We start from the raw sequence: 21,133 nt of genomic DNA on the forward strand, positions 1-21,133 counted from the left end.
AAAGCGCAGGCATTAAGCCTGCGCTTTCTGTCCTCCTGCGCCTCTGTCCAGAATCCCGTTCAGCCTGGTAAAGAGCATGGTCGCCGTGACGCCGGCTGCCAGGATGTCGCTGACAGGCTCTGCCACGAATACGCCTAAGACCTGATTGGAAAGGACCAGCGGCAGAATGAAAATCAACGGAATCAACAGCACCAGCTTTCTCAGGCATGCCATCAGCAGACTGATTTTCGCCTGTCCCAGCGCCATGAAAGTCTGCTGGCAGCCAATCTGCACGCCTGTGGAGAAAATGCCTGCCATATAGATGCGCATGGCCCAGACTGTATAATCCACCAAAGACGCGTCGCTGCTGAAGATGCCGGCGAACATCCGGGGGAAGAGCAGCATCAGCAGCCACATGAGAGAGGCGTAGGCGGTGCAGGTGAGGAACTGGCATCGAAACGCCTGTTTTACCCGTTCCTTTTTGCCCGCGCCGAAATTGTAGCTCATAATCGGCTGTCCGCCCTGGCAGATTCCCTGCAGGGGCAGCAGCACAAGCTGACTGCAGGAGGATATGATTGTCATGGCCCCTACGGCTACATCTCCGCCAAAGCGGGAGAGGCTGCTGTTGAAGCTGATATTCAGGATGCTCTCCGTACTGAGCATCACAAAAGAGGATATGCCCAGCGCGAGGCAAGGCAGGATGACCGGCGCCTCCAGCTTCATATTGAAGACAGAAAGCTTCAGCATAGTCTTTTTCCCCAGCAGAAAACGCAGCACCCAGAGCGCGCTGACGGCCTGGCTGATGACCGTGGCTATGGCCGCGCCCTGTACACCCATATTGAGACCGAAAATCAGAATGGGATCCAGGATGATATTGCACACAGCGCCTGCCACTGTGGTAATCATGCTGAATTTCGCAAAGCCCTGGGTGGTGATGAAAGGATTCAGCCCCATCACAATCATCACGAAGATGATTCCAAGGATATATATCCGGGCATAGGAGAGAGCGTAGGGCAGAGTCACATCGCTGGCGCCGAACAGGCGAAGCAGCCAGGGCGCGAACACATAGAATATCACCGTCAGCAGAACCGCAAATATCATGAGCATGGAAAAGCAGTTCCCCAGAATCTTCTGGGCGCCTTCCGTATCCTTTTTCCCCATGGCTATGGCCGCCCTGGGCGCGCCGCCGGAACCGGCCAGCATGGCGAACGCATTAATCATCATCAGAATGGGGAGAAACAGCCCCACCCCTGTCAGGGCAGACGCGCCGGCATCCGGGATATGACCGATATAAATCCTGTCCACAATGTTGTAGAGCATATTGATGAGCTGTGCCACCACCGCAGGAACCGCCAGGTTCAGCATCAGTTTCGGAATGCTGCCGCTTCCCATATCCTGCTTTTTCTCTTGTTTCTCCATCGCAATCTCCATTTCCGCCGCAATCCGCAGACTGCAGACATAGTTTTATTTCCTTAAGAATTGTAGCAGAATTTGGATTTGACTGCAATGATAACCGAATTTTCTTTCTTCTTTTTTAATTACCTATTGACATAGTAGTTAAATAGGTGTATTCTATGAACCAAGGAATTCCAATAAGCAATTCTAAAACGATGAATCCAGGAGGAAAACACCATGAGCAAATACAGATTTGAAACCCTTCAGTTACATGTAGGACAGGAACAGCCGGATCCCGCCACCGATGCCAGGGCTGTCCCCATCTATCAGACCACTTCCTATGTATTCCGCGATTCCGCCCATGCGGCCGCGCGCTTCGGTCTGGCAGACGCAGGAAATATCTACGGCCGTCTGACCAATTCCACCCAGGATGTGCTGGAAAAGAGGCTGGCGGCCCTGGAGGGCGGCGCAGCGGCTCTGGCTCTGGCCTCCGGTGCGGCTGCGATTACATATGCCATTCAGGCCCTGGCCCAGGACGGCGGACATATCGTGGCCCAGAAGACCATCTATGGAGGCAGCTATAATCTTCTGGAGCATACCCTGCCTCATTATGGGATTACAACTACCTTTGTAGACGCTCACAATCTCCAGGAGCTGGAGGCGGCAATCAGGCCCGAGACGAAAGCAGTCTATCTGGAGACCCTGGGCAATCCCAACAGCGATATCCCTGACATTGACAAAATCGCAGAAATCGCCCATGCCCACGGCCTGCCCCTTGTCATCGACAATACTTTCGGCACCCCGTATCTGATCAGGCCCATCGAGCACGGCGCTGATATCGTGGTGCACTCCGCCACCAAATTCATCGGAGGACATGGGACTACCCTGGGCGGTATCATCGTAGACTCCGGGAAATTCGACTGGAAAGCCAGCGGGAACTATCCCGCAATCGCCGCCCCGAATCCCAGCTACCATGGCGTCTCCTTTGCGGACGCGGCAGGCCCCGCGGCTTTCGTGACTTATATCCGGGCCATCCTTCTGCGCGACACCGGCGCCGCTATCTCTCCTTTCAACGCGTTCCTGCTCCTGCAGGGCGTGGAGACTCTTTCCCTGCGCCTCGACCGCCACGCGGAGAATACTAAGAAAGTAGTGGAATACCTTGCGGGCCATCCTCAGGTAGAGCATGTGAACCATCCCTCATTGCCTGGCCATCCTGACCATGAACTGTACGAAAAATATTTCCCTGACGGCGGCGCTTCCATCTTTACCTTTGAAATCAAGGGCGGCCAGAAAGAGGCCCACAAGTTCATCGATCATCTGGAGATTTTCTCCCTGTTGGCCAATGTGGCAGATGTGAAGAGCCTCGTCATCCATCCGGCCACCACCACCCATTCCCAGCTGACGGCGGAAGAACTGGCCGACCAGGGCATCAAGCCCAACACAATTCGCCTGTCCATCGGCACAGAACACATCGACGACATTATCGCCGACCTGGAGAAAGGATTTGCGGCCCTGTCATAAAAGATCAGGAAATGAAATACCCTGTGCGGGAATTCGTGCGGGGTATTTTTTATGTCTTTTTCTGATTTTATTTACCGGAATCTTAAGCTCCAAATATCTTGTAAAATTGGCAAGTATAGCCTATAATGATAAAGGGGAGCGATGCTTTCCCAGAAAATTCACAAAAGGAGAACTGTAATGTCAACAGAGAGAAACTTACATCCGTATTTCAAAGCTATGATAGAGACGGACCGCTGCGCGGTAGTAATCTGCAACCTGGCACATGAAATCATCTACATGAACCCGGCGGCCACAGAACGCTACGCCAGATGGGGCGGAGCGGAACTGACAGGCAGGAGCCTGCTCCACTGCCATGGCCCGGCCTCAAAAGAAATGATCCAAAAAGTAATCGACTGGTTCCGGGAAAGCGCGGACCACAATATGATATACACATCCTATAACGAAAAGGAGAACAAGGATGTCTATATGGTGGCGCTGCGCGATGAGAGCGGCGATCTGATTGGATACTATGAAAAGCATGAATACCGGAACCGGGAGACGGAACCATTCTATCATTTTGACAGGAATTGAACTCCCCGGGCGCGGGGGATGGAATAAGTAAAGTTGGAGGAAAAGCATTCTATGAATGCATCATCAAAGAATAGTGCAGGAACCCTCAAAGGGCTCCGGATTCAGACCCTCAGCCTGTGGCTGGTGGCCGTCACGCTTGTGATATCTGTTATGATTGGTTTCGGCATCGTCCAGGTCATGCAAGGTTACTCTGCGTTGACGAATCAGACGAAAAAATATATTTTTGCGCAGGAAGCTGCCGGGGATTTGCTGCTGGGATCAAATTATCTGACCGAGCAGGTGCGTCTCTATGCAATGACCCAGGACTACAGCTATGCGGAGGCATATTTTGCGGAAGTACATGAGACAAGGAGAAGGGACCTGGCGCTGGACGAGCTGGAGACGCATCTGAGCGGAAGGGATGAGGATGTACTGAATACCTCAAAGGAGGCCATGGAACTGTCCAATGAGCTCATGGTGCTGGAGATTCATTCCATGAAGCTGGTGGCCCTGTCGTCCGGGGCGGATATGGGCGGCCTGGCACAGGAAATACAGGACTATCAGCTGACGGAGGAAGAGCTGGCTTCCACAGCGCAGGAACAGGCCTCCATTGCTCTGGAACTGGTGTTCGGGGGCGAATATCTGGACATGAAAAGGCAGATAGAGGAGAAGATGTCCAGCGTCACCCAAAGCGTGATTGAAATCTGTGAGAAAGAGCAGACGGAAAGTCAGGTCCTGATGGAAAAGGCCCTGATTCGCCAGAGCATCTATACGGTCCTGGTAGTGCTGCTGGTGATTCTTTCCTACATCATGATTGCAATCCTGATTCTGAGGCCCATCCGGATTTACGTGAACTGCCTCAAGAACAACCATTTCCTGGAAATCACGGGGGCCTATGAATTCAAATACCTTGCGGCTACATACAACAATGTCTATGAGATGACCATGGAGCAGCAGGATGTGCTCCGCCAGAAAGCAGAGCGGGACGCCCTCACCGGCCTCCTGAACCGGCAGGCGTTCGAACAGTTAAAGGAACAGCTCCGCAATTCTTCCGATACGATTGCGTTTCTGCTGATAGACGTGGATGTATTCAAGTCCATCAATGATACTTACGGTCATGACGTGGGAGATCAGGCCCTGATTAAAGTCGCCAAGCTGCTGGAAGAGAATTTCAGAAAAGCAGATTATGTCCTCCGGATAGGCGGAGATGAATTTGCCGTCATCATGGAAAAGACAGGCCCGGACAGAAAACAGGTCATCAGCGGCAAAATAAACGCCATCAACGGGCTCCTGCAGCACCCCACAGAAGAAGAGCTTTCCCGGGGGCCTTTCCCGAAATATTCCCTCAGTGTGGGAATCGCGTTTTCAGAGAAAGGGTTCCACGATGAGCTGTTCCAGCAGACGGATCAGGCTCTGTACCACACAAAAGAAAACGGAAGGTGCGGCTATACGTTTTATGATGAATTGAAAGACTGACAGACGGCTGCTCCATAAATGCTGCAAAAACCATGAGGTCTGTACGGCTTCATGGTTTTTCGTTCGGCGCGCTCAAAATTATATGAAATAATGATAAAAAACTGCCGGTTAACAGCAGTTTTTTTCAGGTACGATTCTATATAACACTTTACCAAATAATAAAAGAAAAGTCTAGTATTTTTTTCAATTTTCTTTATAATTTTAGTTACACCTGAATCCACAGGCAATAGGCGACTGACCCACGCAGGAATCTTGACAAAAGGAAGGAGCGACCGATGAAGCAAGAGGAACGAATACAAGGCACCACCCGTCAGGCCGAGGAGGCCTTTCTGGAACAGACCCTATCCGTTGTCCGCGGTAATCTGGAAAACTATGGCAGAAAGGTGAAGGACATGGGTGCGGAAATCGATGACATGCTGGATCATTTCCACGATGACAACCCGGAGTTGATTAACGCCCTGGAGAATCTCACTACCATGCATGTGCATATGAAGCGCGCATTGGAGCGGAATGAGAAAGCCCAGAGTAAGCCCTATTTCGGGCGGATCGTCTTCCACGACGACGCACTGAACAAGATGGAATCCATTTATATCGGCAAGGGCGGCATCGCCAAAGACGCCACCCATCAGGTGGTCATAGACTGGCGCGCACCCGTGGCCAATGCCTACTATGAGAATGGTCTGGGGAAATGCAGCTATATAGCCCCCGGGGACAGGCAGGTGGATATCGACCTGAAGCTGAAGCGCACCTACGAGATAGAAGACGGGAAACTGCTGGATTACTTCGACAGCGAAGTGGTTGCCAATGACGACCTGCTGACCAAGTATCTGGCCAAAAACAAACAGGCCGTGCTAAGCGAAATCGTGGCAACCATCCAGAAAGAGCAGAATGAAATCATCCGCAAGTCCCCGCACCACAATATCATCGTCCAGGGTGTGGCCGGTTCCGGAAAGACCACTGTCGCCATGCACCGGATTTCTTTTATCCTGTACAATTATGCGGATCGCTTCAAGCCGGACGATTTTTATATCGTGGGCAGCAACCGGATTCTGCTGAACTATATCACGGGAGTCCTGCCCGATCTGGATGTGTACGGCATACGGCAGATGACCATGGAAGAGCTCTTCGTCCGGCTTCTATATGAGGACTGGGATGAGAAAAAATACCGCATCCTGAGAAACAATCAGAGCGGAGAGCGCGGCAGCATCAAGGGAAGCCTGACCTGGTTCAGGGATCTGGAGGCCTACTGCGCCAAGCTGGAATGGGACAGTATTCTGCGGGAATCCATTTACCTGAATCCCAGGCAGTTCGTGGAGGGGCTTCGGGACGGCAAAAACGGAGTCTATGACGAAACCGTAGGCAAAAAGGTCGATCCTCACAATCTGGTCCTGCTGGTGAACGGCGAGGCAGTGGAACGCTATATCCTCCAGAATCCCAGGATTTCCATGCAGAACAAAATCAATATGCTGAACGACCGCCTGATCATCAAGATAAAAGAGGAATTCCTGGGCAAGGGAGTCAAATATACGGAGGCCGAGCGCAAGGCCATCCTGAAAGCCTACCGGGGCAGGTACGGCGGCAAGGTGTGGAAAGGCTCCATCTATGAACTTTATCGGAAGTTTTTGGAACTGCAGGCCCTCAAAGGAAAAGCAGTGGACATTCCGGCGGATGAATTCGATGTGTACGATCTGGCGGCTCTGGCCTATATTTATAAAAGGATTAAGGAGACCGAGGTCATCAGCGAGGCACATCATATCGTCATCGATGAAGCGCAGGACTTCGGCATGATGGCATATTCCGTGCTGCATTTCTGCATCAAGGACTGCACCTATACTGTCATGGGGGACGTGTCCCAGAACATCCACTTCGGCTTTGGCCTGAACGACTGGGAGGAGCTGCGGGCCTTGCTTCTGCCGGATCAGATGGACAGCTTTGGAATCTTAAAAAAGAGCTATCGAAATACCGTGGAGATTTCTGATTTTGCCACCCGGATTCTCCATCATGGCAGTTTTTCCAGTTACCCGGTGGAACCCATCATCCGCCACGGCAGTCCTGTATCCGTCCTGCAGAGAAGCGAGGATGAGATTATCCGGGAGGCAGCGGATATCTGCAGGAAATGGCAGGAAAAGGACTACGAGACGATTGCGGTAGTCTGCAGGAATCAGCACGGAGCGGACTGGGCGGCAAAGGAGCTGGGGCAGTATATCGAGGTGATGGAGAGTGATTTGGAAAAGGCTGTCTTCGGAAGCGGTGTCATGGTGCTGCCAGTGGAGTATACCAAGGGGTTGGAATTCGATACTGTGCTGATTTTGGATCCCACCAGGGCGGAATACCCTGTAGATGACGGACATGCGAAACTGCTTTATGTGGCCGCTACAAGAGCTTTGCATGAGTTATGTGTGCTCCACACGGAGGATTTGACAGGGCTGATTGCAGATCCGGTTCCTGAGAAAGCGGAAGAGGAGAAGCCCATAGCAGGATGTTTCGTGAAAGAAGAATGCTCCATGGGAGAGGGACAATCCATGAAAATGGCTCAGTCCGAAGCAGCTCCTGTGCCAAAAGCGGCAGACAGGCGGACAGGCGCCGGCAGAGAACGGACAAAGCTTACTGTCGAAAAGAAAACCTCGGAACCTGGCGGGGCGCACCAAAGAGGCAGAATCTCTGTCATACAGAATACATCCCGGAATCTGACGCAGGAATCCGAAGAACATGGAAGAGAAGCATTCAAAAACCAAAAAGCCGTTGCATCGCAGTCCGAATTTTCCCGAAATAATAGTTTTCAGAATATAAGTGCACAAATTGACGTTTCCCGGAAAAGCGGCATAAAACCGAAGCAGCTGTTGCCTGCCAGTAGTACGGCGCTCCCGGCTTTCGGTGACATCCCGTCCACAGAAAAGCTGCGTCCCATGGGCCATTCCAAAATCGATCTTTCCATCCGCTGGGTCGCGAAACAGCCGGACGGCCTCTACCTGCAGAGCCGCTACGGCACATTGCGCCTCAGTCCGGTGGGCAGCGCTATCATACGGGTCTCCTTTGTCAGAGACGGCCAGCCTGAAAAGGGCGTACATCCCGGCATCGCCGTGAATCGGACAGAAAAATTCTGGATGTACAAGGATAATGGGAAACAGGTAGAACTGACCACGGACGAGCTGGCGCTTCAGGTAGACAAGACGAACGGAGCAGTCCGCTATCTGGCCCTGGGTGAAAACGCAAAAGCATCTAAACTGCTTTTGGCTGAGCGTCCAAAAGAATGCCGCCAGCTGGAAACAGCCCCCGGCAAAAAGCTGCGCGCATGGCTGTATTTGGATCCGGCCAAAGACGAACACCTCTACGGTTTCGGCGGAAAAGGACAGCCGCTTTTAAGCCTGCGCGGCGTTTCCAGGTATATCTCCAGACCGGAAGAAAAAGAGCTTCCTTTCCTCCTTTCCGACAAAGGATACGGAATCCTGGCAGCTACGGGCCACCCGGCCTTTTTCTGCGACATTCCGGCCTATGGCTCCTATTTGTACACAGAAAATGACAGGCAACTGGATTTCTATTTCATCGCAGGGAAACGGCAGGATACTATCCTGAACGCCTGCTCATATCTCTGCGGCACATTGTAGAGCCATCAATTTTTATGTATCATTCCGTTGAGTGCCGGATTGCGAGATAGTCTCCACCCATGTCTCCAGCACTTCCTCATAGTCGGCCGAAATCACCTCATATATCTTCTCAGAGGTGATCCCGGCCACTGTCATGCCGTTCGTGTCCATGACAATCACTATCATCACCAGAAATACGGCAAGGAAAAACCGCAGCCGAAAAGAAGAAACACCCTGCGGCATATCTCCCTCCTGATAAGGATTATCATAAGGAGAGGAATATCCCATCCTTTCAGGACCGATACTGGTCCTGCCATACAGAATCCGCTCCCTGTTGGATAAATCATACTGGTCCTCCTGGTACCTGGAGCGCACCTGCTGCACCAGCCGCAGCTTTTGTTCCATAGTCGTGTCACTCATAAACAGATTCCCTTAAAAGATAAAGAAAGCTTATTTAAAAATATGGCATTTTGGACTGCATTATGATAAAATAAATAGAAATAGTCAATTCAGCGCAGGAAATGTATATTTCATAAATATGGAAAAAAGGCATTCCAGGGAAGAGAGGGAAAAGAAAAATGGGAAATAACGAAAATGGGGCACTCCACGGAAAGCAGTTAGGAGATAAGATTCTGTCCAATATCTCAAAGGTCATCGTGGGAAAGGAACAGACTGCCAGGCTGCTGTTGACGGCGCTTCTGGCGGACGGACATGTACTGCTGGAAGATGTGCCCGGCACAGGCAAGACAAAGCTGGCGAAGACGCTGGCAAAGAGCATCAGCGCCGATTTTGCCAGAATCCAGTTCACGCCTGATCTTTTGCCCAGCGATATCACAGGCCTGAATATTTTCGACAGGCAGAAGAATGAGTTCATCCTCCGCAAGGGGCCTGTCTTTACCAATATCCTGCTGGCCGACGAAATCAATCGCGCTACCCCCAGGACCCAGGCAGGACTGCTGGAGTGTATGGAGGAGCGTCAGGTGACCATCGATGGGGAATCCTATGTTCCCGGCAAGCCCTTTTTCGTCATTGCCACCCAGAATCCGGTGGAGACCACGGGCACCTTTCCTCTGCCCGAGGCCCAGATGGACCGCTTCATGATGCGCCTGTCCATGGGACTGCCCGACAGGGCGGAAGAACTGGCCATTCTGGAGAAGTACATGGATAAGGAGCCTCTGGCTGAACTGGAAAGCGTGTTGGCTTTGGAGGAACTGGCCACAGCGCGTGAGGAGGCCGGACAAGTTTTCGTACATAAATGTGTGCAGGAATACATGGTTGACATTGTGGAAGCTACCAGAAAAGGAGAGCAGATTGTCATGGGCGTCAGCCCCAGAGGAAATCTGGCTCTGCTGCGCTGCGCAAAAGCCTATGCCTATCTGGACGGCAGGGATTATGTGACGCCGGACGACATCAAGGCGCTGGCGGTGCCCGTGCTCGCCCACCGTGTGGTTTTGGGCTACGGCTCCGGCGGCACGGAGAATTCCAGGAAATGGATGGAGCAGCTTGTGTCAAATATCCCTGTACCCACTGAGGAGTTCAAATCATGATAAAAATACTGGGAATCGGCCTCATCGCCTACCTCCTTTTTATCGTGCAGAGACGTCTCTATGAGAAACTTTGGCAAAAGCATCTGGGAATATCCATCAGTTTCGGGACGGACCACATCTTTGAGGGAGAGCAGGGTGAGCTGAAGGAAATCATAGAAAACAGAAAACGGCTGCCGCTGACCATGCTGAAAGTGAAATTCAAAACGGACAGACATCTGATATTCGGCAATGAAAAAGGCTCCCGCACTACGGATCAGTACTACCGCAATGACGTATTCCGCATCAGCGGCAGCGAGAGAGTGACGCGCACCCTGAAGTTCTCAGGGGGAAAGAGAGGCTACTATACCATAGACGAAATCAGCCTTGTGGCCTCCGATTTATTTTTCCTGGGTCAGATGGTAGCTGATCAGCCCGTAAAGGCAGAGCTTTATGTATATCCGAAGCCTTATGACAGCAGCCGCCTGCGCCAGTCATTCGTCCAGCTCAATGGCGAAATGCTCACAAAGCGTCATCTGCTGGAGGATCCTTTTGAGTACCGGGGCATCCGGGAATACCAGCCTTTCGACGATATGCGCAGCATCAACTGGAAAGCTACGGCCAAGACGGGCGATTTCAAGGTAAACCAGCGCAATTATACTTCCCTGAAAAGCGTCCGTATTTTCTTTAACATACAGGATGACAATATCCTGAAAAGAGAAGAAGCCGTGGAGATGTCCCTGCGAATCGTGGTGTCTCTGTGTCTTTTCTTTCTGCAGCAGGGCATGCAGGTGTCCTGCTATGGAAACGGCGTGGATGTGCTGACCCGTCAGCCGCTGAGCGTTGACGGCAAGGCCAGCATGGGACAGATGGACTTCATCTACCGTGCGCTTGCCAGAGTCGACACCTCTCAGCCGGCTGCCGGCTTTGTGGAGACCTTTGAGGAGAAACTTTTTCAGGAGTCCAAAGGAGCGTTTACCTGTTTCGTGGCGCCGAACCAATATGATGATTTTGTGACGCTTCTGACGAGGTATGAGGAGATGGACAATCCCTTTACCTGGTTCTATCCCGTACTGGGCAGCAAAGAGCCGGAACTTCCTCCGGAACTTAAGAAGCGGATTGAAGTCATCTATTTTGACGTGTAAGCCGGCAAGTTTGGATGTAAATATCTAAATATTGATTGACATGCCTGCCGGAGGTGGGCATAGGGGTATATAAATGAACATAAAACGCATTGAAATCGTAAATGAATTACTGACAGAACAGATGAACCATTGGCTGCTCTTTCCCCTGCCGCTGACAGTTATGGGAGTGGTGAAAGCTTTGCTGGATATGGGAGATCCCGGCTTAGGCATGTGGGCTCTCTGCAGCCTGATTCCCCTTGCGTTCTTCGTATTCCGCTATACGGTGAAAAACCTCATCCTGTTTCTGATGGCCCATGCGGGAGTTCTGGCTCTCGTTTTCGCGCTCTCAGGCCAGTCCGTCCTGACCAGGATTGTCTGTACCATCTGCGTCATAGGGTATCTGATCCAGTCCCTTGTGCTGCGCCTGAAGCATAATACCGTGTATTCCGAGGGCATCCCTCTGGCGGCTGGCGTGGTGCTGTCGGCTGTCACTGCCCTGTTCCAGTATTATCAGGGCACACGGGGCTGGGAGAATTACTACCATTGGCCTCTGATTGCGGGAATCGCGCTCTATTTCATCATTTATTTCATGGAACACTATCTGGAATTCCTGTCCATGAATAAGAGCAGCGCGGGCTTTCTTCCCGCAGCGGAAATGTTCCATTCCGGCATGGGGCTGGTCCTGGGCTATACGCTGCTGGGAATGGGCATTCTGATATTCAGCACCCAGTTTGAATGGCTGGCCGGTATCCTGAGGCCCATAGGGGATATGCTGCTTCGTTTCCTGCGTTTCCTGTTCTCGCGTTCCTCCGGTTCGGAAGAGGTTCCGCTGCCTGTGGGAGAGGAGGCGCCTCCCGCTGGAATGGGCGGCATGGAACTGCCTCCCGCAGAGGAGGCTTTCTGGTTCTGGGAAGTGCTGGAGGCCATAACCATGGTGGTATTCGGCATTGCTATCCTTGCGGGGACAGGCATGCTGCTCTGGAAACTGTTCAAGCTGGTTCAGAAGTATATGGTATTCCGTTATCGCGAACAGGAAATCCAGACAGGAGAGGCCTATGATTTCCGGGAAAAATGTGAAATCGTAAAGAATACCGACAGAAAGAAACAGGGACTGTTCAATTCGCTTTCTCCCAGAGAACGGATACGGAAACTGTACAAAAAGAAGCTGCCGGCTGCCTCGGCGCGGATGGACGCCCAGGACAAGGACAGCCTGTCTCTCTATACTGCCAGGGAATGGGCGCGGAAACTGGCGTTGGACGGCATGGCGGATTTGTATGAACAGGCCCGCTACTCCGACAGGGAGATAACGGGCGCAGATGTAAAGAAAATGAAAGATGCATGGAATTAGGGAACAGACGATTCCGGTTCTGTCCTGCTACAGAACCAAAGACAGGTGAGGAGAACAGACATGACAATACAGCACGAGAACAAGCCGAAGGGCCTGTATCCCGCTTCCGGCAATGTGGTGGGAACGGAACGCAGATTAGCTTTAAACGACGACATCCTGATGAGCATAGAGAAGCCCGTCCGATATATAGGAGGCGAGTATAATTCGGTCATGAAAGACCCTTCCAAGGTGTCAGTCCGGTTCGCCATGTGTTTTCCTGATGTCTACGAAATCGGCATGTCCCATTTGGGAATACAGATTTTGTATGATATGTTCAATTCCATGGAGGATGTGTGGTGCGAGCGGGTCTATTCCCCCTGGGTAGATCTGGATGCTGTCATGAGGGAGCGGCATATCCCTCTGTTTGCGCTGGAATCTCAGGATTCTGTGAAAGATTTTGATTTTCTGGGAATCACCCTGCAGTATGAAATGTGCTACACCAATGTGCTCCAGGTGCTTGACCTGGCTCAGATTCCCTTAAATGCCATGGAGAGAGGGGAGGACTGTCCCATCGTCATCGGCGGAGGGCCATGCTCCTACAATCCGGAGCCATTGGCAGATTTCTTTGATATATTCTACATCGGAGAGGGAGAGACGAGATACCGGGAACTTTTGGACTTGTATAAGGAATGCCGGGACCAAAATCTGGGACGTGTGGAATTCCTCCGCAGAGCCGCAAAGCTGCCCGGTATGTATGTTCCCCGTTTTTATGATGTCACCTATAAGGAGGACGGCACCATAGAGCGGTTCTTCCCTCTGGAAGAGGGCATCCCCGAAACTGTCTGCAAGGAAATCGTCATGGATGTGACGGACACCTATTATCCCACGAAACCAGTGATTCCTTTTATCAAGGTGACCCAGGACCGCGTGGTGCTGGAAATCCAGAGAGGCTGTATCCGCGGCTGCCGCTTCTGTCAGGCAGGTCAGCTGTACCGCCCTGTGCGCGAACGGGATGTAGAGACTTTGAAGAAATATGCCATAGAAATGCTGGAGAATACCGGATACGAGGAAATCTCCTTAAGTTCCCTAAGTTCCAGCGATTATTCCAAACTGCCCGAGCTGGTGGATTTCCTGATAGAGGAGTGCAGCAAAAGGCATGTGAATATCTCTCTGCCGTCCCTGCGGATTGACGCTTTCTCCCTGGACGTCATGAGTAAGGTGCAGGATGTGAAGAAGTCCAGCCTGACTTTCGCGCCGGAGGCAGGAAGCCAGCGGCTGAGAAATGTCATCAATAAAGGACTGACGGAAGAGGCCATCTTAAAGGGAGCGGCGCTGGCCTTTGAGGGCGGCTGGACCAGGGTAAAGCTGTACTTCATGCTGGGCCTGCCCACAGAGACGGAAGAGGATATCCGGGGGATTGCGGAGCTCTCCAATAAGATTGCGGCCACTTACTTTGAGACGGTTCCCAAGGAACGCAGAGCAGGCGGGAGAGTGCAGATTGTGGCCAGCACCTCCTTTTTCGTGCCAAAGCCTTTTACCCCTTTCCAGTGGGCGCCCCAGTGCACCAAAGAGGAATTCCTCGACAAAGCCTACCTGACAAGGACTGCCATTTCCGAACAGCTGAACCAGAAAAGCATCAAGTACAACTGGCACGAGGCAGACGCCAGCGTCATGGAGGGCGTCCTGGCAAGAGGCGACAGAAAGCTCTGCAAGGTCATCCGCAAGGTCTATGAAAAGGGCGGATTTTATGATGCCTGGGGAGAGTACTACGACAATGACAGATGGCTGGAATCGATGGAGGAATGCGGATTGTCCGTTTCTCTTTATACCCACAGGGAGCGGCCTCTGGATGAAATCTTTCCATGGGATTTCATCGACTGCGGTGTCACTAAGGAATTCCTGAAGCGGGAGTGGGAGAAAGCGAAACGGGAGGAAATCTCCGAAAACTGCAAGCAGAAATGTCAGGGCTGCGGCGCGGCAAGATTCGGGGGCGGAATCTGCTTTGAACTCAGATAGCAGGCCGGACACATATTTGATATCGTTTATTTAGGAAATGTCGGGAAAGGATAAAGATTATGAGACTTCGTATTAAATTCAGGAAATATGGTCCTGTCCGCTATACCGGGCATCTGGATGTGATGCGCTTTTTCCAAAAGGCCATACGCAGGGCCCGGATTGATGTGGCATATTCCAATGGATTCAGTCCGCATCAGATTATGGCCTTTGCCGCTCCATTAGGCGTTGGGCTTACCAGCAATGGGGAATATATGGATATCGAGGTCCGCTCCATCACATCCTGTCAGGATGTGATGGAGCGCCTTAATGCAGTCAGCGTTCCCGGAATCGAAGCCATATCCGTCAAGGTACTGCCGGACAACGCCGGAAACGCCATGGCAAGCGTAGCTGCAGCCGCTTATACTGTACGTTTTCGCGAGGGGCGAGAACCAGTGACGGATATCGCGGCAGTATTGCCGGCTTTTCTGGACAGGAAAGAGATTCTGATTACCAAGGAGACTAAGAAAGGGAGCAGAGAAGTGGATATCAGGCCTGGTATCTATCGGCTTACCATGGAATGCCCCTCTTCCATGGAAGAGAATCCGGAAACGGGAGGGTCTCGCTCTATAACGCTTCACATGTGTGTAGATGCTTCCAGTGGCGGGAATATTAAGCCGGTTCAGATTATAGAGGCTCTTCTTGCCGAATATGGAGAGCAATTACAGGAGAATGCGCTGATAGTTACCAGAGAAGAGGTATATATGGAAGAGGAAAGGAGATTGGTAGCGTTAGATGAAATCGGGATTGTCTGTTGATATCGAAATTCTGGTTCATGAATAGAAAGACTGGATGTCATATTTATTCGGAGGTTTAAGAAAGGAACTGAGCAGTCATGAGCAGAAAAATTGTGGAAAAGTCCTCTGTTACCCTTACAGAAGAGGAGGCAAAACTGCGCCAGACAACTGCAAGTCAGAGGAAATTGCTCTTCACCTCTTACCACGGACAGCGCTGCGCTTTGTCGATACAGGACAACCGTCTGGCGGAAGCTTCCTTTTTTCCAAAAATCCCCAGCAAGATAGGCTCCATCTACATCGGCAAAGTTAAAAACGTAGTGAACAATATCAATGCCTGTTTCGTGGAAATCGAAAAAGGGGAACTGTGTTTTCTTTCTTTAAAGGAAAACACAGTTCTTCAGCCGCTGAACCGTATTGCCGATGGGCGGATTTTGGAGGGAGATGACATTCTTGTGCAGGTCATCCGCGACGCTCAGAAGTCCAAACGCGCATCTGTGACTACGCAGATATCCCTGTCCAATGATTATTTTGTCCTGTCAATGGGTTCTAAGAAAGTGTGCTATTCTACAAAACTCAGCAGGAAGCAGAAAGAGCGGCTGAATCATTTCCTGCTGGAGGCAGGTATCCTGAATATGGAACAGGAGCATTCCATGGAAGAAAGGCATTCCATAGAACAAATGCATTCCATGGAAGAAAAGCACACCAGAGAGAAAAGCGGATATCTGGCGCAGGAATGCCACGTATTGCTGTCAGATGCCTGTCTGACCAGGCTGAAGTCAGAAGGACTCGATATGGATTCTTTCATCTTGCCTTCCACGGGCATGATAGTCCGGACAAAAACGGAAGAGTCGGAGAGCAAAGAAGAGCTGTTGACGCATTTTTATGACTTGACCGCACAGTATATCAGATTGCTTTATGTCGCCAGGTACCGAAGCTGTTTTTCCTGCCTTAAAAGGGCCGATACAGAAATAGAAACCGTTCTGCAGCAGTTTGCTGGTTATAGAGACAGAGCTGCAGAAGACCTGACGGCGGATGTGCCTTGTTATTGCGATGCCAAAAATCCCGAGTGGGAAATCATTACAGATCAGGAATCGTCCTATGAGCAGCTAATGCAATATAAAAGAGAAAACGCCCTGGAAATCCCTATACGCCTGTATCAGGACAGCATGCTGTCGCTTTCTGCATTATATGCCGTCGAGGGGAAGATGAGGACTGCGCTGGACAGACGGGTATGGCTGAAATCAGGCGGCTATCTGGTCATTGAACCCACAGAGGCCCTGACAGTCATAGATGTGAATTCCGGGAAATGTGAGGACGGAAAGAATCCCCAGGACACTTACCGCAGAATCAATCTGGAGGCCGCCAGAGAAGTGGCATTCCAGCTTCGCCTGCGAAATCTCTCGGGTATCATTATCGTGGATTTCATCAACATGCGCTCCTCCAGCGACAATTCGCAGCTGCTTCATGTGCTGAAATCCCTTGTAAAACAGGATAAAGTACTCACTACCGTAATCGACATGACGCCGCTGGGGCTGGTGGAGATTACCAGGAAGAAAATCAGCAAGCCGTTGTGGGAGCAACTGCAGTTTTCTGATAAAAAGCAATAGAAATCTATAGGAGGATTTTATGGAATTCTTGAAATTTGAAAAAGTCAGGGACGGAAAATATCTTAAAAATTACGAACTCACTTACCGCAACAAAGCCGGCAGGGAAAAGAAATATGAAATAGTCAGCCGCAGAGAACTTGCCGGAATCGAGGATGTAGGCGGCAAACCCAGCGGAGTGTCCATTGTAGCCACTTATGGGGATAGGATGCTTTTGCTCCATGAATTCCGAATGGGAGTCAACCGCACAGTGTATAATCTCTGCGCCGGGATGCTGGAACCCGATGAGTCAATTGAAGACTGTATCGCAAGGGAGCTTTACGAGGAAACCGGCCTGAAAGTCAAAAATATCAAGAAAATTCTTCCTCCGTCCTTTGCCGCCGTCGCCATTTCTGATACCACCACTTACATTGCTTTCGTGGAAGTTGAAGGTGATTTTGAGGACCACACTTCAGAAAATGAACAAATCGACGCCAGATTCTATTCAAAAGAAGAAATCAAACAGCTGTTGGAAACAGAGTCTTTCAGTTCACGTGCGCAGATAGCGGCTTATTTCTTTGCGGAGAATATATAGTGCGGAACGGCATCCAACTATTCGCAAAAGACAAGTTTAACGAATAGTTCTGCTTCTTTTGTGTCTGCAAACTATTCGTTAAACTTTGGATTAGCATTTATGGTTCTTTAAATACATATAATTCCCATTTTGCCACAGAATCGAATTTTTCAAGTTCATAACCCGCATACTCAAATGTATCACCAAATGAGTATTTTTCTATATCCACTGCAACAATGACATTTTCTGTCTGCACGGGACCATCCACATATTGCTTATAGTAATCATATGCCCATGTACGACCAGTATCTAAAAGGCAGATATAGGTTGATGTCTCATCGATTACTCTGCACATATCTACGTCATTTGACCCTTCAAACAAATAGATATACTCTACATCAAAATCTTTAACATAGGCGCAGAATTCCTTTAGTTGGCCATTCTGTTCTTCTCTGGAATATAAATCCTTATAGGATGTCAGGCACAAAAGTAAAAGAAATAGTATTCCTCCGCAATACAGACAAATTTGTTGCTGCTTTCTCCGGAAACTCTGTATACTCCTGAGTATAAAGATGACTGTAGCACACAGCAAAGGCAGCATCCCAATCAGATGATAGCGATATTCATATGTGGAGGAGCCCCCTCGAGTATTTGTAACATTTAATATAAATAGATTCCATACAAACACAGAAATCAATAAAAAAGGACGCAACTGATTTTTTTCTATAGATTGCCCTATTTCTGCTTTTAACGAGACTTCTTTTTTCCATTGTACCAGCATAGCTACGCCAGCTACAAGCATGATCAGAACCAAACCGCATTTTGCCAGCAGTTGAATACCGGCCACCGAAAGGATTGGAAGCATGGTATTTTCTGTGGCACCGCCAAACAACTCGAACATCCCGAAGAAACAAGAGGCCACATTCCCCAGCAATTGATAAACACTGCAGAAATTCATGTTGTTTCCCCTGGCTCCGTCCATTATAATCTCATTGACTTTCCATCCTGTCAATGCCAGTATAACAGTCATAATCATCAGTATAATAGTATAAAATGGAACTTTCTCCCATCTCCAAAACTTATATCCAATATAGACAGCGCATGCAGGGAACAATCCACATACTATTACATACGGTCCGCTGGATATTGAAGTCAAAAGCACCAGCGCAAGATATACCACTGATATAATCCAATCTGACACATCTGTTTTCTGCGGAATGATACTCTTCCATTTTCTGACAGACATTCCGCCCACTGTAGAAAGATATTCCGTCCGTATGATAATTCCTATCAGGATAAGCGGCAGCGATGCTTTGATAATATACTGCGCACCTCCAAAAAAGAGCATATTATAATAATCCAGCATCCCAACACGGTAAGGAATAATCAGAAGATTCGCACACAAAAGCGGATATAAGGCATCTTCTCCCTTAAAAAGATAAAAAACAATGTATAGGAACCCGCCCAGGCACAAAATATTTGCCATACCAAAGGATAGAATGATATCACCTGTCAGCACATAAAATGGAAGGGCGAACAGGCTGCTGCAGTCCCACTCCAGCGTAGTCAAATAATCCCAATTCGGCAAAAGCAATTGTTTTTGCCTCCATATCTCTGCAATATGATTGAACAGCTTACCGGTGTCACAATCAAGATTTTTCTCAATCATAGTCAAATTGCTATACATTATCAGACAAAACTGCACTGCCAAAATTATGATCAATGATAGTTTGACGAGTTCCTGCACATCCTTCTTGTGCTTCATATGTAGAATCTTCATTGTTTACTTCCCTCTCATCTTTTTTGAATTACAATTATCTGCAGACTTCATCAGAATCCAGCATCACAGTAAATGGCCCGTCATTTACCAACGAAACTTTCATATGCGCGCCGAAACTCCCACATTCTACTATCGGTATTTCCTGCCTGCATTTTTCTATGATATATTGATACAGATTATTTGCGGCGTCTGGCGCTGCTGCGTTCACAAAGGACGGCCTGTTTCCTTTGCGGCAGTCCGCATATAAGGTAAACTGAGAAATGATGAGCAGCTGCCCCTGGACGGATTTCAAATCCAGATTGGTCTTGCCGTCTTCATCGCTGAAAATCCGAAGTCCTATCAGTTTTTTGACCATCTTATCAGCTATCTTTTCAGAGGCGCCGCCTTCCACATCGGCACTGCTGATGCCCACTAATACCAGGAATCCCTGTCCGATTCTGCCGATGCACTGTCCGTCCACAGATACATCTGCTTCATTTACTCTTTGCACCAAAAATCTCATTTATCTTCACTTTCACCTTTCTCTTTTTTAGTCTCTGCCGCGCGAACAGCATTTGGTTCCGCCACCATGGAATGCATCCCTTTATCATCTATGTAATCCACAGTTTCATACAGATTTGTCTCTTTCGGCAATCGCTTTTTTTCCAGCCTGGCATTGATGAACGCTCTGATGGCCGCGTAAATGATGGCAAAAATCGGCACGCCCACAATCATGCCGAATACGCCAAGCAAGCCTCCGAAGAAAGTGATGGCAAATATGACCCAGAAACCTGTCAGTCCGGTAGAATTGCCCAAAATCTTAGGTCCGAGGATATTGCCGTCAAACTGCTGAAGAGCCAGGGCAAACAATGCAAAATAGACGCAATTCAATGGGTGCATGGGATCAACCACAAAAATCAGGACAGCGCTGGGAATTGCGCCCAAAAACGGCCCAAAGAACGGGATGATATTCGTACATCCGATAATCACGCTTATCAGCATTGCATAAGGAGTCCCCATAATCGTAGTGCCCGCAAAGCATAGGATACCGATAATAATAGAGTCCAGTACCTTACCGCTCAAAAATCCGATGAATGTCCTGTGGGTGAAGCGAAAATTCCTGATGACGATATTTGCCGTATCCTGTTCAAATAATGCATATGTTATTTTCTTTGCCTGTGCGGCAAATCGTTCTTTATTGGCAAGCACATAAATCGAAATAATGAACCCAATGATAAAATCCCAGAGAACATCAAGCACATTTATGACACTGAGCGACACCGTCTTGATGAGCGACGCAGTACTCGGAATAATATCGTTAATCCGATCGTTCAGCTGCTTTTCTATCTGATCTACAGTCTTCGTCACATAATTTCCGATTTCAGGATTATCCTCCAGCGTCTGGTTAATCCAGCTTGTAACATTTGTGCTATAAGAGTCAAAGTTATCAATAATCCCCTGCACACTGGGGATTATCTGTGAAATCAACATGGAAACCAGCATATAGATCAAGGCCACGAACAGAAAGGCCGTAATCAATATGCCGATTCCCCGAATCAATATTCTGCCTCTCCTGCTTTTCTTTATTTTGCATTTGCCGAAAAGCCGAATCAAAAGCTTGTTTTCTACGAAATTCAACACAGGAGTCAAGAGGTATGCCGTAGCTAACCCAAACAGAACCGGCTTCAGAATGTTGAGTATCCTGCTGACTCCTGATTTAATGTTCATACTGTGGAAAATAAAATAATAAAAAGCAATTCCCCCTGCAATGACTGCGAAAGCTGTCAACCCCCATCGAACATACTTGCTGTCTTTGTTGAATTTCATATAGGTGCCCTTTCTTGTCTACTCTCAATGGATTGACTCATTCCATTTTTACCCTCTTATCCATCATACTCTTAATTTCTTTACATAACAAGTAGGCTTTCCTAAGATTTTACAAAAAATGTC

At 49.4% G+C, this 21,133-nt stretch carries 16 protein-coding genes; 11 read left to right on the forward strand and 5 right to left on the reverse strand.

The features are described from left to right. Positions 1-12: 12 nt before the first annotated feature. On the reverse strand, positions 13-1,398 hold the full coding sequence (locus NFS35_RS10905) for an MATE family efflux transporter (RefSeq protein ID WP_251207158.1): 1,386 nt from the start codon (positions 1,396-1,398) through the stop codon (positions 13-15). Between the two features lie 213 nt (positions 1,399-1,611). Here NFS35_RS10905 and NFS35_RS10910 point away from each other — a divergent pair, with 213 nt between their 5' ends. The 4 genes from NFS35_RS10910 (at position 1,612) to NFS35_RS10925 (ending at position 8,525) form a co-directional block, all read left to right on the forward strand. After that, positions 1,612-2,895: an O-acetylhomoserine aminocarboxypropyltransferase/cysteine synthase family protein gene (locus NFS35_RS10910; protein ID WP_251207159.1), complete on the forward strand. Its 1,284-nt coding sequence runs from the start codon at positions 1,612-1,614 to the stop codon at positions 2,893-2,895. A gap of 177 nt (positions 2,896-3,072) precedes the next feature. Then, positions 3,073-3,465, forward strand: coding sequence for a PAS domain-containing protein (locus tag NFS35_RS10915; protein WP_251207160.1), 393 nt, complete (start codon positions 3,073-3,075; stop codon positions 3,463-3,465). 51 nt (positions 3,466-3,516) lie between these two features. Then, a complete protein-coding gene (locus NFS35_RS10920; RefSeq protein ID WP_251207161.1) occupies positions 3,517-4,920 on the forward strand; it encodes a sensor domain-containing diguanylate cyclase in 1,404 nt (467 codons plus the stop codon). 275 nt (positions 4,921-5,195) lie between these two features. Beyond that, positions 5,196-8,525 (forward strand): ATP-binding domain-containing protein, encoded by a 3,330-nt coding sequence (locus NFS35_RS10925; RefSeq protein WP_251207162.1) that lies wholly within the window; start codon positions 5,196-5,198, stop codon positions 8,523-8,525. A gap of 12 nt (positions 8,526-8,537) precedes the next feature. Here NFS35_RS10925 and NFS35_RS10930 read toward each other — a convergent pair whose 3' ends face one another. Next, positions 8,538-8,924: a hypothetical protein gene (locus NFS35_RS10930; protein WP_251207163.1), complete on the reverse strand. Its 387-nt coding sequence runs from the start codon at positions 8,922-8,924 to the stop codon at positions 8,538-8,540. Positions 8,925-9,082: 158 nt separating this feature from the next. Here NFS35_RS10930 and NFS35_RS10935 point away from each other — a divergent pair, with 158 nt between their 5' ends. The 7 genes from NFS35_RS10935 to NFS35_RS10965 all read left to right on the forward strand — a co-directional run bounded on the left by NFS35_RS10935 (position 9,083) and on the right by NFS35_RS10965 (position 17,445). Further along, a complete protein-coding gene (locus tag NFS35_RS10935) occupies positions 9,083-10,051 on the forward strand; it encodes an AAA family ATPase (RefSeq protein WP_251207164.1) in 969 nt (322 codons plus the stop codon). Then, positions 10,048-11,172, forward strand: a complete 1,125-nt coding sequence (locus tag NFS35_RS10940; protein WP_251207165.1) for a DUF58 domain-containing protein — start codon at positions 10,048-10,050, stop codon at positions 11,170-11,172. Before NFS35_RS10935 ends, NFS35_RS10940 begins: the two co-directional genes overlap by 4 nt. Before the next feature lie 73 nt (positions 11,173-11,245). Next, entirely contained in the window at positions 11,246-12,499 is a 1,254-nt protein-coding gene (locus tag NFS35_RS10945; protein ID WP_251207166.1) for a DUF4129 domain-containing protein, read from the forward strand. Positions 12,500-12,559: 60 nt separating this feature from the next. Then, positions 12,560-14,494 (forward strand): TIGR03960 family B12-binding radical SAM protein, encoded by a 1,935-nt coding sequence (locus NFS35_RS10950; RefSeq protein ID WP_330640169.1) that lies wholly within the window; start codon positions 12,560-12,562, stop codon positions 14,492-14,494. A 59-nt stretch (positions 14,495-14,553) separates the two neighbouring features. After that, the gene (locus NFS35_RS10955) at positions 14,554-15,288 is read left to right on the forward strand and encodes a TIGR03936 family radical SAM-associated protein (protein ID WP_251207167.1); all 735 of its coding nucleotides are present in this window, start codon (positions 14,554-14,556) and stop codon (positions 15,286-15,288) included. Positions 15,289-15,365: 77 nt separating this feature from the next. Further along, on the forward strand, positions 15,366-16,874 hold the full coding sequence (locus tag NFS35_RS10960; RefSeq protein WP_251207168.1) for a ribonuclease E/G: 1,509 nt from the start codon (positions 15,366-15,368) through the stop codon (positions 16,872-16,874). A gap of 19 nt (positions 16,875-16,893) precedes the next feature. Then, positions 16,894-17,445: an NUDIX hydrolase gene (locus NFS35_RS10965; protein WP_251207169.1), complete on the forward strand. Its 552-nt coding sequence runs from the start codon at positions 16,894-16,896 to the stop codon at positions 17,443-17,445. 97 nt (positions 17,446-17,542) lie between these two features. Here the strand turns inward: NFS35_RS10965 and NFS35_RS10970 are convergent, their stop codons facing one another. Genes NFS35_RS10970 through NFS35_RS10980 form a run of 3 tightly spaced genes read right to left on the reverse strand, consistent with a single transcriptional unit; the run spans position 17,543 to position 21,010 of the window. Further along, a complete protein-coding gene (locus tag NFS35_RS10970) occupies positions 17,543-19,189 on the reverse strand; it encodes a hypothetical protein (protein WP_251207170.1) in 1,647 nt (548 codons plus the stop codon). Between the two features lie 49 nt (positions 19,190-19,238). After that, on the reverse strand, positions 19,239-19,706 hold the full coding sequence (gene dtd, locus NFS35_RS10975) for a D-aminoacyl-tRNA deacylase (protein ID WP_251207171.1): 468 nt from the start codon (positions 19,704-19,706) through the stop codon (positions 19,239-19,241). Then, positions 19,703-21,010, reverse strand: coding sequence for an AI-2E family transporter (locus tag NFS35_RS10980; RefSeq protein ID WP_251207172.1), 1,308 nt, complete (start codon positions 21,008-21,010; stop codon positions 19,703-19,705). The genes dtd and NFS35_RS10980 overlap by 4 nt, the downstream gene beginning before the upstream one ends. Positions 21,011-21,133: the final 123 nt, after the last annotated feature.

It is taken from the genome of Acetatifactor aquisgranensis (genome assembly GCF_943193215.1).
In the GTDB taxonomy this organism is placed as follows: domain Bacteria; phylum Bacillota; class Clostridia; order Lachnospirales; family Lachnospiraceae; genus Acetatifactor; species Acetatifactor aquisgranensis.

What these genes read in the sequence shown, in the direction of transcription:
- NFS35_RS10920 (WP_251207161.1), top strand. Translation starts at nt 3,517, where the DNA reads ATGAATGCATCATCAAAGAATAGTGCAGGAACCCTCAAAGGGCTCCGG.
- NFS35_RS10905 (WP_251207158.1), bottom strand. Translation starts at nt 1,398, where the DNA reads ATGGAGAAACAAGAGAAAAAGCAGGATATGGGAAGCGGCAGCATTCCG.
- NFS35_RS10940 (WP_251207165.1), top strand. Translation starts at nt 10,048, where the DNA reads ATGATAAAAATACTGGGAATCGGCCTCATCGCCTACCTCCTTTTTATC.
- NFS35_RS10950 (WP_330640169.1), top strand. Translation starts at nt 12,560, where the DNA reads ATGACAATACAGCACGAGAACAAGCCGAAGGGCCTGTATCCCGCTTCC.
- NFS35_RS10945 (WP_251207166.1), top strand. Translation starts at nt 11,246, where the DNA reads ATGAACATAAAACGCATTGAAATCGTAAATGAATTACTGACAGAACAG.
- NFS35_RS10910 (WP_251207159.1), top strand. Translation starts at nt 1,612, where the DNA reads ATGAGCAAATACAGATTTGAAACCCTTCAGTTACATGTAGGACAGGAA.
- NFS35_RS10915 (WP_251207160.1), top strand. Translation starts at nt 3,073, where the DNA reads ATGTCAACAGAGAGAAACTTACATCCGTATTTCAAAGCTATGATAGAG.
- NFS35_RS10965 (WP_251207169.1), top strand. Translation starts at nt 16,894, where the DNA reads ATGGAATTCTTGAAATTTGAAAAAGTCAGGGACGGAAAATATCTTAAA.
- NFS35_RS10955 (WP_251207167.1), top strand. Translation starts at nt 14,554, where the DNA reads ATGAGACTTCGTATTAAATTCAGGAAATATGGTCCTGTCCGCTATACC.
- NFS35_RS10930 (WP_251207163.1), bottom strand. Translation starts at nt 8,924, where the DNA reads ATGAGTGACACGACTATGGAACAAAAGCTGCGGCTGGTGCAGCAGGTG.
- NFS35_RS10925 (WP_251207162.1), top strand. Translation starts at nt 5,196, where the DNA reads ATGAAGCAAGAGGAACGAATACAAGGCACCACCCGTCAGGCCGAGGAG.
- NFS35_RS10960 (WP_251207168.1), top strand. Translation starts at nt 15,366, where the DNA reads ATGAGCAGAAAAATTGTGGAAAAGTCCTCTGTTACCCTTACAGAAGAG.
- NFS35_RS10970 (WP_251207170.1), bottom strand. Translation starts at nt 19,189, where the DNA reads ATGAAGCACAAGAAGGATGTGCAGGAACTCGTCAAACTATCATTGATC.
- NFS35_RS10935 (WP_251207164.1), top strand. Translation starts at nt 9,083, where the DNA reads ATGGGAAATAACGAAAATGGGGCACTCCACGGAAAGCAGTTAGGAGAT.
- dtd (WP_251207171.1), bottom strand. Translation starts at nt 19,706, where the DNA reads ATGAGATTTTTGGTGCAAAGAGTAAATGAAGCAGATGTATCTGTGGAC.
- NFS35_RS10980 (WP_251207172.1), bottom strand. Translation starts at nt 21,010, where the DNA reads ATGAAATTCAACAAAGACAGCAAGTATGTTCGATGGGGGTTGACAGCT.